Below are 15,573 nucleotides of genomic sequence, written 5' to 3'. Positions count from 1 at the left end.
ATATTTGTTATTGTTTCTTCCTGCTTTCCGTTATATCTTTTTAAAACATTGATGCAAAAATTAAGTGTAAGGCAATATAATATCACATTTTTTAAATCCAGAATTTATGTGTATTTTTTTTAAAAAGGATAACACTTCAATCAGGAGTAGAAGCCATTGTCAAAGCATTTTTATTATCTTTGAAAACAAGAAAAAATACTATGAGTTCAGAAATTAGACAACTAAAACCACAACAACTTTGGAATAAATTCGCCGATTTAAATGCCATACCTCGTGCCTCAAAAAAAGAAGCGCGCGTTATAGCTTTTATGAAAGATTTTGGTAAAAACCTTGGTTTAGAAACCATTGAGGATGAAGTTGGCAACGTTATAATAAAAAAAACAGCCACCTCAGGTATGGAACTTAGAACACCTATTGTTATGCAATCGCATTTAGATATGGTGCATCAAAAAAATAACGATACAGTTTTTGATTTCGATACAGATGGTATTGATATGTATGTGTATGGCGATTGGGTGCGCGCTAAAGGAACAACATTAGGTGCCGATAATGGGTTAGGAGTTGCAACCATTATGGCAATTTTAGAAAGTACAACCATACAACATCCAGCCATTGAAGCCCTTTTTACTATTGATGAAGAAACGGGTATGACGGGTGCTAAAGGCTTAAAAGGTGGTTTGCTTGAAGGAAAAATACTTTTAAATTTAGATACTGAAGAAGATGATGAAATTGGTGTTGGTTGTGCTGGTGGTATTGATGTTACAGCAACTAGAACTTATAATGAAGAAGAAACACCCGAGATTAAAATAGGTTTCACTATTAAAGTTAAAGGCTTACAAGGTGGTCATTCTGGAATGCAAATTCATGAAGGTTTGGGTAATGCCAATAAACTAATGAATCGCTTGTTGTTTGATGGTTTTGAAAACTTCGGATTGCGAATTTCAGAAATTGATGGTGGTAGTTTGCGTAACGCCATCCCAAGAGAAAGTAAAGCAATTGTAGCTATTGATGCGATCCATGAAGCAACATTTTTAAAAGAAATGAAGGAACACGCAGAAACCATAAAAGCAGAACTAAAAACCATGGAACCCGATTTAGAAATTCAAATTTCTAAATGTGAAACACCTAAAACTATTATGGATTTAGGTGTGCAAGAAGGGTTAACTAGAGCAATTTATGCGGCGCAAAATGGTGTGTATCGTATGAGTGCCGATATTCCAAATTTGGTTGAAACCTCAAATAACATTGCTAGGGTAGTGGTTAAAAAGGGTAAAATAAAAATTGGGTGTTTAACGCGCTCATCGGTTGAGAGTTCTAAAATGGATTTAGCGAATATGCTTCGAGCAACTTTTGAACTAACAGGTTGTGAAGTAGAATTTTCAGGAGATTATCCGGGTTGGACACCAAATATGCAATCGCCCATTTTAAAAATAATGACGCAACTGTATGAAGATTTAACTGGTGAAAAACCACATGTAGCAGCATGTCATGCAGGATTGGAGTGTGGTATCTTAGGAAAGAACTATCCAGATATGGATATGATTAGTTTCGGACCCAATATTAAAGGCGCACATTCACCCGACGAACGTGCGCAAATTTCATCAGTACAAAAATATTGGAAGTTTGTTTTGGAAATTTTGAAGCATATTCCTGAGAAGAAATAGATTTTTTGGAATTGCTCGTTTAACGTTTTGGGGCTTTGCGTTGTTGGGGCAATCGAAGCACAAAAGTTCAGCCTTTAACTGATGCTAATTTAATGAAAAAAAGCTGAAGTTTGTACTTCAGCCCCAATAACGAAAAACCCTTGTTAGCGGTTCGTTGTCTTCTGTCGTTATTAATTTTTTACCAAGGAATTTCGCCTGTTAGTGGATTTGTTTCTTCGCAAAAGAATTTTCCTGTTGGTCCGTCTTGTCCGATAAACGCATATTTCAAAATTCTTTTCCCTGCGTCTTCTACTGTCCCTGTACCACGATTGCCATTAAAGTCGGTTTTTGTAAAGCCTGGACTAACCAAATTCACTTTAAAAAGTGTGTCTTTAAGGTCAAAAGCCAATACAACTGTGTACATATTTACAGCTGATTTTGACGATTGATACACCGCACCTTTAAAATTATAATAGGCAGAAGTAGGGTCAGAGGCTAATGTAATAGAACCCTGTCCTGAACTTACATTCACAATCCTTGGTTGGTCAGATTTTTGCATCAAGTCAATAAACGCCTGCGTTACCCTAACTACACCAAATACATTGGTTTCGTAAGCGTCGTGAAATTGTTGCATCGTTGCCGAAAGTGATGTTTGCGGTTGTCCGCCACTAATACCTGCATTGTTGATGAGAATATCTAAAACGCTAGTTTTCTCGCCAATTGTTTTCCTTGCCTCTTTTACAGATTGGTCATTTGTTACATCTAATTCAATTGCTTCAACGTTGTTGAAACCTGCTGATTTAAGTTCGTCAACTGCTTGTTGTCCGTTTTCTAAATTACGGCTTCCTAAATATACGAACACGTTGTTTTGTAAAAGTTGTTTTGCTACTTCAAAACCGATACCCTTATTTGCTCCTGTTACTAATGTTGTTTTCATTTTCTATATATTTTAATGAACTGCAAAGTTCGTTCAGAGATATATAGTTGGGCAGGACTAATCACTTTATGTGCTTCACAAATCTTGAATGTCTGCTAAATAACTGCTCACACTTTTTCCTGTACTTTTTTTGAAAAGACGAGAAAAATAATCAGGGTCATTAAAACCAAGTTTGTAAGCCAATTCTTTTATAGATGTTTTTTCGTAATGTAACTTTCGTTGAGCTTCTAACATTAGACGATTTGTGATAAATTCTTTTGGCGAAACTCCAGAAAACTCTTTTACAATATTATAAAGATTGTTTGTTGTAACAGAGAGATTGTCTGCAATGGTATTTATAGAATGTTGCTCTGTCAAATGTGTTTCAACAGCAATTTTAAATTCAATGTATTTCTGAATTTTGGTTGATTGTGCGTTTTCTTTTGTTACACTTTTGAAATAAGAGATGTCAAATTCTGTCATTAACGAATTGAGATGAGCCAAAATAATTGTTGCATTTTTTTGTTCATTGTCAGAATGCAACAGCTGGTTTAAATTTTCAAAAAGTGATTTTACTCTTTGCTTTGAAGCATTGTCAAATTCAATAATTTGAGTATTTAACGGATTGATTAAAAATGAAAATTGCTGTGGAAGTAATGCCAAACAGTTTTCGTCAAAACTTATTTTAAAATACTCATCTCCATCTTTACGCTGTGGAAGTGTGTGAATTTGATTGGGTAAAACAAAAAGTATTTGTCCTTCCAAAACAGTTTGTTCATTAAGGTCGACCTTGTGCGTTGAATTGCCTTTCATCATAAAAAGGAAAAAATAGAATGCCTTTCTATGTGTTTTAAGTAGTTTGTCTAACGTTTCTTTTGGCAAGTTGGCATCAGCATTTGAACTAACTCTAATCGTTAATTTTTCGTGCAGTTTTATATCATTTAAAAGTCCTTTTGTTTCTTGCATTTGGTTTGTCGTTCAATGTTTGAAGGATGTCGGTTTACAATGACCGCTAACAAATTGATATGAAATCGTTTTAATGTTTAATATCTAATGGTAAACGAAGGTAGCTGAAAAATTTTACAAAATCAAGTGAAAATATAAATGAAGTTTGGGTTATTAATAATTGCATTACGGTACAGGATCAAACCCAGAACCACCCCAAGGATGGCAACTAAAAATGCGTTTTATGGCAAGCCAACCGCCTTTAAATAAACCATGTTTTTGTAAGGCTTCTTTGGTGTAATGCGAGCAGGTGGGTTGGTATCTACACGTTGCAGGCGTTAATGGCGATATCAATGTTTGGTACACTTTTATCAAAAATAAAAACGGTGCTATGAGTAGCTTCATTGTTGTTAAGCTGTTAAGTTGTTAAGCTGTTAAGTTGTTAAGTCGAAGTAAACCAATCAGGTTAACGACTTACAACTTTACGACTTACTAAATTACGACAAACTAAAAGTTGTGCCTTCTTTTCCGTCTTTCAACAAAATACCAGCTTCAGCCAATTCATCACGAATTTTATCTGAAAGGGCAAAATCTTTATTTGCTCGAGCTTCTTGTCGTAATTTTATTAAAATATCTATAGCACTAGAAAGTTTATCGGTTCCTGATTCTTTTTTGGTTACGTTTTCTAAGCCTAAAATATCAAAAGCGAAAGCCTTTATGGTTTCTTTTAAAATTGCTAAATCTTCAGCAGAAATAGTTGCAAAACCATCTTTAATTTGATTGATGTATTTTACAGCTTCAAATAAATTGGCGATTAAAATAGGTGAATTAAAATCGTCGTTCATAGCATTATAACATGCTTGTTTCCATATTTTAACATCTACAGATGATGTTTCAGATGTTTTTATACCATCTAATAAATTAATGGCATCCATCAATCTGTAAAAACCTTTTTCACTTGCCAATAAACCTTCATCTGTTAAATCGAGTACACTTCTGTATTGCGCTTGTGCTATAAAAAACCTGATAACGCTTGGTGCAAATGCTTTACTAAAAAATGTGTTGTTTCCTGATAATAATTCATCAGGATTCACAGTGTTTCCGGTAGATTTAGACATGCGTTGTCCATTCAATTCCAACATATTGGCGTGCATCCAATAGTTTACGGGCGATTGTCCTTTTGCGGCTTCGTTTTGTGCAATCTCACATTCGTGATGTGGAAATTTTAAATCCATACCGCCACCATGAATATCAAATTGGTCGCCTAAATATTTGGTGCTCATTGCTGTACACTCTAAATGCCAACCAGGAAACCCATCACCCCAAGGCGATGGCCAACGCATAATATGTTGCGGTTCGGCTTTTTTCCAAAGTGCAAAATCTTGTGGATTTTTTTTATCACTTTGTCCGTCCAATTCGCGAGTGTTGTGAATTAAATCTTCTAGCTTACGCTTGCTTAACTTTCCGTAATCGTTGGTTTCATTAAATTTATGAACATCAAAATATACAGATCCGTTAACTTCATAAGCAAATCCGTTATTTATAATATCTTTTATAAGTTCAATTTGCTCAATGATATGACCAGTAGCTGTTGGCTCGATACTTGGTGGTAAAAAGTTGAATGTGTTTAGTATGTTATGAAAATCTACAGTGTAACGTTGCACAATTTCCATAGGTTCAATTTGTTCTAAACGTGCTTTTTTAGTTATTTTATCTTCACCTTCATCAGCATCATTTTCTAAATGACCAGCATCTGTAATGTTTCTAACATAACGCACTTTGTAGCCTAAATGCTTTAGGTAACGAAAAATCATATCAAAAGACATAAACGTTCGAACGTTTCCTAAATGTACGTTGCTGTAAACAGTTGGTCCACAAACATACATGCCTACATAGCCATCATTTATAGGTGTGAATGTTTCTTTTGTGCCAGTAAGTGAGTTGTATATTTTGATATGTTGGTCTTTAAATAACTGCATGATTAGTTGTGTCGTGAGTTGTTAAGTCGCGAGTTGTTAAGTTGTTGACTATGATTTGAGAAAATGATTTCGTAAAGCGTTAATTTTGTTAGATATAGATTCAACTTCAAATCTAATAATTTTATAGTTTTCTTCAGAAATAAATTCAAGTTCTTTTGCAATAATAGCTTGGTTTAAAAATTCTAGGATAGAACTATAAGATAAAGTCATAAAGTGCGCTTTATCTTTATTTGTTAATCTAGCTGTGCCTTCAGCAATATTTGACGAAATTGAAACAGAACATCGACGCATCTGAGAAATTAACCCAAATTTTTCATTATCAGGAAAAGTTTGGGTGATTTTATAAATATTAGTGCTTAGTTTTATAGCTTCTTTCCAAACATCTAACTTTTCAAATGAATAAGCATGCATTGTTGTATGTTGTTAAGTCGAATGTCGTTGAGTTGTTTGTCGTTTAGTTGTGAAGTTAATTATGTGTTTCGACTAAACAACTCACAACTAAACAGCTTACATTTTAGAACTTAGTATCTAATTTTATATAGTCTAAAAATTCTCTGCGAGTTGATTCTTCTTTAAATTTTCCGCCAAATTCTGAAGTAACTGTACTGCTTTCAATATCGCGAATACCTCTTGAATTTACACATAAATGTTTTGCGTCTATAACGCATGCTACATCTTGTGTGTTTAAAACTGCTTGAAGCTCTTTTACTATTTGAATAGTTAAGCGTTCTTGAACTTGTGGACGCTTTGCATAATAATCTACAATGCGGTTCATTTTAGATAAACCTACCACCGAACCGTTTGAAATATAAGCAATATGTGCTTTTCCAACAATAGGAAGTAAATGATGCTCGCAAGTTGAGTAAACGGTGATGTTTTTTTCAACAAGCATTTCACCATATTTATATTTATTATCAAAGGTTGAAGCACTTGGTTTTCTATTTGGGTCTAAGCCTCCAAAAATTTCTTTAACAAACATTTTAGCTACACGGTTTGGTGTGCCGTTTAAACTATCGTCTGTTAAATCTAGTCCAAGAGTTTCCATGATGTGACGCACATCATCTTTAATGATTTCTATTTTTTCTTCATTTGAAAGTTTGAAAGCATCAGGTCTTAATGGCGTATCAGAGGATGTTCCAACATGGTCGTCTCCTAACGATTCAAATTCTTCTATGTTATTTTCAATTTTCATGTGTGTTTTTTATTGTTTTTTTTGATCACATGCTGTTCGCTTTTAATAATGCCGATGGGTAATAATATTTAGAATACGCTCGTTTCATGTATCAGCTAAGTCTCAATTTTAGTCTGCAAAGATAAGTAAAACACTTTTCTTATGTTTTGTATTATTCAACAAATAATTTTTAGTGTTTGTCTGCTAAAAAGTAATAAAATTACATATAAAGCAAAAAGCTTGAATAGTTCTATTCAAGCTTTTAAGTATTTTATAAAAAATTAAGCTTAAATGTTGAAGCTTAAAGTTAGAGTTAAATTAGAGTTTGTTCTATCAATAACAGCTGTATCGGTTAAACCAACATTGTATAACGGTGTTTCATCTGTTCGATTAGCTTGATCGTAGGTAATATCTAATTTTGTGTTTCCAAAATTGTAGCCAATACCTAATGAGTAACCTGTTAAATCGCCAACTGTTATGCCGTTTTTATAAGGACTTTCTTCAAAACGATAACCACCTCTAAAACTAAATTGTTTTACTTTGTATTCGCCACCAAGTCTATAGGTTGCAGCATCGGTTAAAACGTCGCTCATTATTGCATTTTGGTCAGCAAAAAAAGAATCTGTTACGGGTTTGAATTTTGTTTTGCTATAATCTTTTTTAGAATAATCAAAACTTAACAAACCTTGTGTTCCAAATACATACGCTAAACTTCCTGTAATTTTAGAAGGCGTTTGTAGTTTGTATTCAGGATAAATATTGACTATTTGTGGATTGATAACTTGAGTTTCAGTTGGTCCAAAATAGTTATGTACTGTAGATAAATATTGTGTTGTTTCCTCTTTAATTGTGTACCAAGTAGGCGAATCGAATGTTAAACCTACTCTAAATTCTGGGCTAAGTTTAAGTATACCACCTAGTTGAAAAGAAAAACCATTACCAGTAGTAGCTAAGGTATTGTCAAATTCAATACTATTTACTAACGAGCCACTATTAGAATTATTTTCAAATAAAAGAGTTGATTTTTGGTAATCAATAAAATGTGAGTTTAGGTTTAAGCCTAAGTATAAATTATCGTCATACTGAGTTGCCATGTTGAAAGATATTTTTCCGTTGTAACCCGTAGCAGCATAAGAATAATTATGATTAAACGTACCATTAGCTAAATTTGATGAATACAACGTATTTGCATCATCATCAGCATCTGGTTCTAAAATAAAAGATTCATAACCCAAAAAAGCTTGTTGATTTGCAAAACCTAAATTATTACCAATGTACTGATAAGCTTCGCTGTATGATTCGCCATCAAAAGCTGAAATTTCATCTAATCGTTTGCCATCAGCGTAATTTAAAAAATATAAATCGATGGATTGATTGTTGGTGTTTGTTCCTCGAGCATTCCAATTATCATCATAATTATTAGTTCTTTCATAAGCTATTCCAACAGTAAATTTACGCCAAGGCGAATTACTTCTGTTAGCAAATACAAATGATGCACCACCTTGGTTAACATCAAAATTAGAATTACTACTAGTAGTAAAACCATTAAAGTATTGTGTGTCATTACTATTATCAACATTTGATAAAGTGAATGATGCATGGCTTTGGCTAAAAACAGCAGCACCAGCAGGGTTAAGGCTAACGGCACTCATATCGCCGCCTAAGGCTCCAAATGCACCACTTAGCGCTCTAAAACGAGCAGTTCCTTGTATATTGTCTTGTGAATAACGTAGCGCATCCGATATATCTTGCGCATTTAAAGCGCATACAGATAGCATGCCTATAAATAGTAGGTTTAACTTTTTCATTAGTATTTTTTTAATTTTTTAAGAATTATCCACGTCTGCCGCCACCACCTGAAGAACCAGAACTTCTACTACTTCCTGAACTTCCACTTGAAGATCTTGAACTACTTGAAGATGAACTAGAACTTGAGCTAGAACTTCTACTTGGTGTATATGTAGAATTGCTAGATGAAGATGAAGATCTTGAATAATTTCCAGAGTTGTTACTATTTGAAGGCGTATATATTGTGCTTGAACTTCTTCTAACTGCCGATGATGATCTTGAAGTAGAATTAGTTGAAGGCGTACTATATGTAGTTCTTCTTTGAGTATCAGAATAAACGCGTGTTCCGTTTGAGTTATACTGTCTTGTAGTGTAAGCAGAATTAGAAGTGCTTGAATTTACACTACTTCTTCTAGCTGTATTGTATTTTGAAACATTGCTATTATATGTAGTGTTGCTTCTTCTCGATGTACTGTAAGCATTATTGTTTATACTTCCAGAGTTGTTTGCATAGTTACTGCCTCTTCGGGTAGCACTATAAGCAACATTACCTCGGTTGTAATAACCACCGTTACCATAATAGTAATTATTGTAACCATAGTTTCCGTAATATCTATAAGGGTTTCCGTAGTAGCCATAACTCCATGGGCTAGCAAATGCCCAATTATTATAATAACCTCCATAAAAACCAGCATTCCAATATGGGTCGTATCCATAACCCCAATTGTTCCAGCCATTATAGTAACCCCAACGGTTAAAATAAGGTCTGTTCCACCAATAGTTGTTAAAACCCCAACCATAATCTGAATGAATGTTTATGGTAACATTAGAATTACTTTGTCCCCAACCAGCATAACCTTGGTAATCATTATATAAAGTATCATTTTGAGCATAATCATCACTTTCATAAGAATCTATGTCGGTGAAAATTTCGCCATTGCCCATCATATATTCCGATTCTAATGATTTGTTTTTAAAATAATTTTGGTAGTAATTGTTGTTTGATTTTGTGTTGGTATTAACAACAGCTTCTTCATACTGAACAGTTCTTGGAGCTTCTCCGTAAATACCATCATTATCTACGCCAACATATTGATAAGAACCACATGAGTATAAGCCAAATACTAAGCTAAGAATAGCCAAGAATGGCATTTTTTTTATAAAGTAGGTTTTTAATTGCATATCTCTTGATTTTTATTGTTGAACATAACAAAAATAGTTAGTTTTGCCAAACTATTTTTATATTTAACATAGTCGCAATATTTGTGCCAAAATAACAATATGAGCAAAAAACTTACTAGTAGGACGGAAGATTATTCTAAATGGTATAACGAATTGGTTGTGAAAGCAGACCTAGCGGAGAATTCGGCGGTTCGTGGTTGTATGGTAATTAAACCTTACGGATATGCTATTTGGGAAAAAATGCAGGCAGAATTAGATAGAATGTTTAAAGAAACAGGACATCAAAACGCGTATTTTCCATTATTTGTACCAAAAAGTTTATTTGAAGCGGAAGAAAAAAACGCTGAAGGCTTTGCAAAAGAATGTGCTATTGTAACACATTATAGATTGCAAGCCGATCCAGATAAACCAGGAAAATTACGTGTTGATCCTGAGGCTAAACTAGAAGAAGAACTTATAGTAAGGCCAACTAGTGAAGCTATTATTTGGAATACCTACAGAAACTGGATTCAATCTTATAGAGATTTACCTATATTAATAAACCAATGGGCAAATGTGGTACGTTGGGAAATGCGTACGCGTTTGTTTTTGCGTACCGCAGAATTTTTATGGCAAGAAGGGCATACGGCACATGCAACAAAAGCGGAAGCCATTGCAGAAGCACGTTTAATGAATAATGTATACGCTACGTTTGCAGAAAATTTTATGGCAATTCCGGTAGTGCAAGGAGTTAAAACCGAAAGCGAGCGTTTTGCTGGAGCCGATGAAACCTTTTGTATAGAAGCGTTGATGCAAGATGGGAAAGCGCTTCAAGCAGGAACATCACATTTTCTTGGGCAGAATTTTGCCAAGGCATTCGATGTTAAGTTTGCTAACAAGGAAGGAAAACAAGATTACGTTTGGGCAACATCATGGGGTGTTTCTACACGTTTAATGGGTGCTTTAATTATGACGCATAGCGATGATAACGGGTTGGTATTGCCACCAAGTTTAGCACCAAACCAAGTTGTTATTGTTCCTATATATAAGAGTGATGAAGAATTTGCAGCAGTATCTGAAGTTGCAAATGGTATTTTAAAAGATTTAAGAGTCAAAGGTGTTACTGTTAAGTTTGATGATAGAGACACACAACGCCCAGGAGCCAAATTTGCACAACATGAATTACAAGGCGTGCCATTGCGTATTGCTATTGGTCCAAAAGATTTAGAAAATGGCACTGTAGAACTTGCCAGACGTGATACATTAACAAAATCTGTAGTTGCATTAAATGATTTAACAAGTACTGTTGAGAATTTATTAAAAGAAATTCAAGATACTTTATTTAAAAAAGCATTAGATTTTAGAGATAACCATATTACAGAAGTGAATTCTTTTGAAGAATTTAAAGATGTTTTAGAGAAAAAGACAGGATTTATTTCGGCACATTGGGATGGCTCTAATGAAACTGAAGAAAAAATAAAAGAGCTTACAAAAGCAACTATTAGATGTATTCCATTGGAAATGAAGCCAGAAGAAGGTGTTTGTGTGTACTCAGGAAAACCTTCAAAAGGCAGGGTATTATTTGCGAAAGCATATTAATTAAAATTTTTTAAAAAAAGTTTGCACAGCTATTGCGACATTTAAAAATAGTTGTATTTTTGCATCCGCAATGGAAACGTTGTAAGTTATTTGAAAATAGTGAAGCAAATTTTTAATTTTTAAGTTGTAGTTTTAAAAATTAAATTTATCTTTGCGCACTCAAAACAAATGGCCCGTTCGTCTATCGGCTAGGACGCCAGGTTTTCATCCTGGTAAGAGGGGTTCGATTCCCCTACGGGCTACAATTTTTTAAAAAAATATAAAGTATAAAATGGCAAATCATAAGTCAGCATTAAAAAGAATTAGAAGTAACGAAGCTAAACGTTTAGTTAATAAATATCAGCATAAAACAACTCGTAATGCAATTAAAAGATTACGTGAATTAACTGATAAAAAAGAAGCTGAAGCGTTATTTCCTTCTGTTGTTTCTATGCTTGATAAATTAGCTAAGAAAAATGTTATTCATTTTAACAAAGCGGCTAACCTTAAATCTGGTTTAGCTAAGCATATCGCTGCGCTTTAAGACAAGCATTTTAAAAAAAATATTTAAAAGCTTCTCAATTTTTTTTGAGAAGCTTTTTTTATGGACGCTTGATTGAGTAATTGTTTTAAATTGAAAAAATAAAAGCTAAAAAATCATTAAATAAATTGCCTTTTTTGATTTCTAAAAAATTAAATTTGCAATTATAAAAAAGTTAATTATTCACATAATATTACCCTTTTGGAAAATAAAGCAGCACTTAAATTAATAGACAAAATTCTGGTTAATCTTGATAAAACAGGTATTAATACAGATACTTTAATTGACGATATTAAACAATTAAGAACTTATGCTTTGGAAGCGCAAATACCTTTAGTTGTTAAAGTTCTTAGACTTACTTATGAACATATTGAAGAAAACGACTCGTTTTTAATACCAATGCTTGAGGATGATGACGCTGAGGAAGCAGTTGTAGTAGAAAATGAACCTGTTGAAAGTTTAAAATATTTAATAGCACTTACAAGAAACTTAAATAATAAAATTAACATTGCTGATTTAAAAGCATACAGAGATCTTTTAAATGCATTTTAATTATTATTAGTTTTAAAAAAACTTAAAGGCTGCACACTTGCAGCCTTTTTTTTTTGCGTTGACTTTGGATATGTGACAGTATTTTTGTTGAAAATTGTGTTGTTTGGTTAGGTGCGTTAGCGATAGTAGCGGCATCCTTTTGTTTTGCTTTGAGTTGGAATATACTTAGGTATAAGCTAAATTTTTATGATGGTTTTGCCATTTCAGGATTGTAAAAAAACAAAAGATATAGCGGATAGCGCGACCCTTGTGGTAACGCCCAAGTTTTAATAAAAATAAAAAGCCTTAACTGTTAGATTAAGGCTTTTTGATGTTTATAAAAATTGATTTTTAACCGTTCATTGAGATTAAAAACTCTTCGTTATTTCTAGTTTGTTTAAAACGTTCGTTGATGAATTCCATAGCTTCAACAGGGTTCATATCCGCAAGGTATTTACGCATTACCCACATACGTTGTATGGTGTTTTCGTCTAATAATAAATCATCACGACGCGTGCTTGATGATGTTAAATCGATAGCAGGGAAAATACGACGGTTTGATATTTTTCTATCTAATTGAAGCTCCATGTTTCCTGTTCCTTTGAATTCTTCAAAAATAACTTCGTCCATTTTAGAACCGGTTTCAGTTAAAGCTGTAGCAATAATGGTTAACGAACCACCATTTTCAATATTTCTGGCAGCACCAAAGAAACGTTTTGGTTTGTGTAGCGCATTGGCATCAACACCACCACTTAATATTTTACCAGATGCAGGTTGTACCGTGTTGTAAGCGCGTGCTAAACGGGTAATAGAATCTAATAGTATTACTACATCGTGCCCACATTCTACTAAGCGTTTTGCTTTTTCAAGAACGATATCGGCAATTTTAACGTGCTCGTGTGCTTCTTTATCAAAGGTTGATGAGATTACTTCACCACGTACATTACGTTGCATATCGGTAACCTCTTCCGGACGTTCATCAATTAATAGAATCATTAAATATACCTCAGGATGGTTGGCAGCAATAGCGTTGGCAACATCTTTAAGCAGCATGGTTTTACCCGTTTTTGGTTGCGATACAATCATACCACGTTGCCCTTTACCAATTGGAGAAAACAAATCCATAATTCGCGTAGAAATAGTGCTTTGTTTTTCGGCAATATTGAATTTTTCTTTAGGGAAAAGTGGTGTTAAATGTTCAAAAGAAACACGGTCTCTAACCACTTCTGGTTTCTGGCCATTAATTCTAATAACCTTAATTAATGGAAAATATTTCTCACCTTCTTTAGGCGGTCTTACATTACCTAATACAGTATCTCCTTTTTTCAAACCAAATAATCTGATTTGTGATTGTGATACATAAATATCATCTGGTGATGATAAATAGTTGTAGTCCGATGAACGTAAAAAACCATAACCATCTTGCATAATATCTAAAACACCTTCACTTTCAATAATGGCATCAAACTCAAAATCTGGTTCGCGGTAACGGTTTCTAGTGTCTTTATTACCAGCATCCACATTACCATTTTTTTGGTTTTTATGTTGGTTTTGGTTTTTGTGTTGTTGGTTATTATTGTCTCTTTTTTGAGGCTGTTTTTGTTGGTTATCGTTAGTACGCTCGTTTTGGTTTTTTTCTCTAGGTTGGTTTTGCGGTTTTTGCGCCTCTTTAGTTTCTGGTTTAGGGGTATTTGTTACTTCAGTAGGAGCTACTTCAGCTTCTTTTACAACCTTATTTTCTTGTTTTACGGGCGTGTTTTTAACAGGTTTTATAACACGTTGCCTTGGTCTTTTTGCTTCTTTTTTTTCTGGAGTTGCTGTAGGTTGTGGTGTTGGTTCAATAACTGCTTCAACTGCTTTTGGGTTTGTAGCCTGATGATCTAGTATTTGGTAAACTAAATCAGATTTTTTTAAAGAACGGTATTTTGGAACGTTCAATTTTTGTGCAATCTCTTGTAAGTCAGATAGCTTTTTTTCGTTTAATTGTGAAATTTCAAACATAAATGTTTATTTGAATATGTGTTTTGAATATAATTTGAGTTGTTCTGAAAAAAAATGAATTTTTATTCTGAAGAATTAACAACCTCTACTTGTGGGTGTTGAGAATTATAATGCAATTATACAACTTTATTTTAATTTTTTACGCTTATTTTTTAAAAGAAACTATTATTTTTGCGTTCAAGTATTTTACAAATATATGTTACAACGCATCCAAACGGTTTACCTTTTACTAGCAGCCATCGCATCTGCGGGGTTAATTTTTGTGCTACATTTATGGGTAACAAATAATGATGTTGTAGTGTATGCTAAAGATAATATGTTGTTTTTGGGGCTTTTTTTAGCATCTGCCATGTTATCAATAGTATCAATATTTAAGTATAAAAACAGGAAGTCTCAATTTATGTTGGGGCGACTAAACATGATATTAAACTTTATTTTACTAGGATTTTTTGTGTATCAATCTCTAAATATATCTGGAGAAACGGCGGTTTCTGAGAAAGGTATTGGGATGCTTCTTCCTATTGTTTCTATCGTATTTTTGGCCCTTGCCAATAAGGCCATCAAGAAGGATGAAGATCTCGTAAAATCTGTAGATCGATTGCGATAAAACCTAATATCTTAGTAGTATTAGTGCGTTAAAAACCCAAAGTGAAAGCTTTGGGTTTTTTATTTTGGCGTTACCCTTATCCTGAAATAAGTTCAGGATAAGGGTCGGGCTATACGTTACAAGTCCTCGCTCGTACCTCGCTGTGGGCTTTTCACTTCTATCCCTAACGCAAATTAATAAACAATAAAAATTAGTTTTTAAAAAATGATGGTATCAATGGCGTTTTTCAAACTCAATAACCTCTAAATTATCAATTTTTGAACCATCAATAGTAAAACGAAGCATGGTTCTAACCTTATGAAAACCATGTTTACCAACAGCACCAGGGTTCATATGTAGTAAATTCAAATTTTTGTCGGGCATCACTTTTAAAATATGCGAATGCCCACAAATAAAAAGTTTTGGCGGATTGCGCTTAATTTCTTCACGAACAAGCATGTTATACGCATTTGGGTAACCACCAATGTGGGTTATCCAAACAGAAACATCTTCACAAATAAACCTATTGTTTTCAGGAAATTCACCACGTATTTTTGCATCATCAATATTACCATAAACAGCTCGCAATGGTTTTAGGCTTTTTATAGCATCGGTAACACTTAAATCGCCTATATCCCCCGCATGCCAAACTTCATCGGCTTGTTTTACATATTTAAGAATGTCATTGTCTATATAACCGTGTGTATCAGAAAGGAGTAATATTTTTGTCATA

15 protein-coding genes and 1 tRNA gene are annotated in these 15,573 nt (G+C 33.7%); 6 read left to right on the top strand and 10 right to left on the bottom strand.

Annotation, left to right across the window (positions count from 1 at the left end; all coding sequences use genetic code 11):
• Window positions 1–200 precede the first annotated feature (200 nt).
• Complete coding sequence (locus ACFQ1R_RS14845) at window positions 201–1,664, top strand: aminoacyl-histidine dipeptidase (RefSeq protein ID WP_379927061.1); 1,464 nt, start codon at window positions 201–203, stop codon at window positions 1,662–1,664.
• Window positions 1,665–1,842: 178 nt separating this feature from the next.
• Here the strand turns inward: ACFQ1R_RS14845 and ACFQ1R_RS14840 are convergent, their stop codons facing one another.
• The 8 genes from ACFQ1R_RS14840 to ACFQ1R_RS14805 all read right to left on the bottom strand — a co-directional run bounded on the left by ACFQ1R_RS14840 (window position 1,843) and on the right by ACFQ1R_RS14805 (window position 9,624).
• Window positions 1,843–2,580: an SDR family oxidoreductase gene (locus tag ACFQ1R_RS14840; RefSeq protein WP_379927060.1), complete on the bottom strand. Its 738-nt coding sequence runs from the start codon at window positions 2,578–2,580 to the stop codon at window positions 1,843–1,845.
• A gap of 75 nt (window positions 2,581–2,655) precedes the next feature.
• Complete coding sequence (locus tag ACFQ1R_RS14835; protein ID WP_379927059.1) at window positions 2,656–3,525, bottom strand: AraC family transcriptional regulator; 870 nt, start codon at window positions 3,523–3,525, stop codon at window positions 2,656–2,658.
• 165 nt (window positions 3,526–3,690) lie between these two features.
• Window positions 3,691–3,909: a membrane protein insertion efficiency factor YidD gene (gene yidD, locus ACFQ1R_RS14830; RefSeq protein WP_379927058.1), complete on the bottom strand. Its 219-nt coding sequence runs from the start codon at window positions 3,907–3,909 to the stop codon at window positions 3,691–3,693.
• A gap of 92 nt (window positions 3,910–4,001) precedes the next feature.
• Window positions 4,002–5,483 (bottom strand): cysteine--tRNA ligase, encoded by a 1,482-nt coding sequence (gene cysS, locus ACFQ1R_RS14825; protein WP_379927057.1) that lies wholly within the window; start codon window positions 5,481–5,483, stop codon window positions 4,002–4,004.
• A gap of 48 nt (window positions 5,484–5,531) precedes the next feature.
• Window positions 5,532–5,894: a four helix bundle protein gene (locus ACFQ1R_RS14820; RefSeq protein WP_379927056.1), complete on the bottom strand. Its 363-nt coding sequence runs from the start codon at window positions 5,892–5,894 to the stop codon at window positions 5,532–5,534.
• Window positions 5,895–5,997: 103 nt separating this feature from the next.
• The gene (gene folE / locus ACFQ1R_RS14815) at window positions 5,998–6,675 is read right to left on the bottom strand and encodes a GTP cyclohydrolase I FolE (RefSeq protein ID WP_379927055.1); all 678 of its coding nucleotides are present in this window, start codon (window positions 6,673–6,675) and stop codon (window positions 5,998–6,000) included.
• 266 nt (window positions 6,676–6,941) lie between these two features.
• Window positions 6,942–8,462 (bottom strand): OmpP1/FadL family transporter, encoded by a 1,521-nt coding sequence (locus tag ACFQ1R_RS14810; RefSeq protein ID WP_379927054.1) that lies wholly within the window; start codon window positions 8,460–8,462, stop codon window positions 6,942–6,944.
• 25 nt (window positions 8,463–8,487) lie between these two features.
• Window positions 8,488–9,624, bottom strand: coding sequence for a hypothetical protein (locus tag ACFQ1R_RS14805; protein ID WP_379927053.1), 1,137 nt, complete (start codon window positions 9,622–9,624; stop codon window positions 8,488–8,490).
• Window positions 9,625–9,723: 99 nt separating this feature from the next.
• Between ACFQ1R_RS14805 and proS the strand changes: the two genes are divergently transcribed.
• From proS to ACFQ1R_RS14785, 4 genes are all read left to right on the top strand, one after another.
• Window positions 9,724–11,202, top strand: coding sequence for a proline--tRNA ligase (proS, locus tag ACFQ1R_RS14800; RefSeq protein ID WP_379927052.1), 1,479 nt, complete (start codon window positions 9,724–9,726; stop codon window positions 11,200–11,202).
• A 170-nt stretch (window positions 11,203–11,372) separates the two neighbouring features.
• Window positions 11,373–11,444: transfer RNA gene (locus tag ACFQ1R_RS14795), tRNA-Glu, on the top strand.
• A gap of 29 nt (window positions 11,445–11,473) precedes the next feature.
• Window positions 11,474–11,725 carry a 30S ribosomal protein S20 gene (rpsT, locus tag ACFQ1R_RS14790; RefSeq protein WP_379927051.1) on the top strand — a complete coding sequence of 84 codons (252 nt, stop codon included), beginning with the start codon at window positions 11,474–11,476 and terminating at the stop codon, window positions 11,723–11,725.
• A 198-nt stretch (window positions 11,726–11,923) separates the two neighbouring features.
• Complete coding sequence (locus tag ACFQ1R_RS14785; RefSeq protein ID WP_379927050.1) at window positions 11,924–12,274, top strand: hypothetical protein; 351 nt, start codon at window positions 11,924–11,926, stop codon at window positions 12,272–12,274.
• A 330-nt stretch (window positions 12,275–12,604) separates the two neighbouring features.
• Here ACFQ1R_RS14785 and rho read toward each other — a convergent pair whose 3' ends face one another.
• Window positions 12,605–14,254: a transcription termination factor Rho gene (gene rho, locus ACFQ1R_RS14780; RefSeq protein ID WP_379927049.1), complete on the bottom strand. Its 1,650-nt coding sequence runs from the start codon at window positions 14,252–14,254 to the stop codon at window positions 12,605–12,607.
• 196 nt (window positions 14,255–14,450) lie between these two features.
• Here rho and ACFQ1R_RS14775 point away from each other — a divergent pair, with 196 nt between their 5' ends.
• The gene (locus ACFQ1R_RS14775; RefSeq protein ID WP_379927048.1) at window positions 14,451–14,861 is read left to right on the top strand and encodes a DUF4293 domain-containing protein; all 411 of its coding nucleotides are present in this window, start codon (window positions 14,451–14,453) and stop codon (window positions 14,859–14,861) included.
• Window positions 14,862–15,074: 213 nt separating this feature from the next.
• Here ACFQ1R_RS14775 and ACFQ1R_RS14770 read toward each other — a convergent pair whose 3' ends face one another.
• Window positions 15,075–15,572: a metallophosphoesterase family protein gene (locus tag ACFQ1R_RS14770; RefSeq protein WP_379927047.1), complete on the bottom strand. Its 498-nt coding sequence runs from the start codon at window positions 15,570–15,572 to the stop codon at window positions 15,075–15,077.
• Between the last annotated feature and the right edge of the window lies 1 nt (window position 15,573).

It is taken from the genome of Mariniflexile jejuense (assembly GCF_042675665.1).
In the GTDB taxonomy this organism is placed as follows: domain Bacteria; phylum Bacteroidota; class Bacteroidia; order Flavobacteriales; family Flavobacteriaceae; genus Mariniflexile; species Mariniflexile jejuense.
This window is presented reverse-complemented; position numbering and strand designations above follow the sequence as displayed.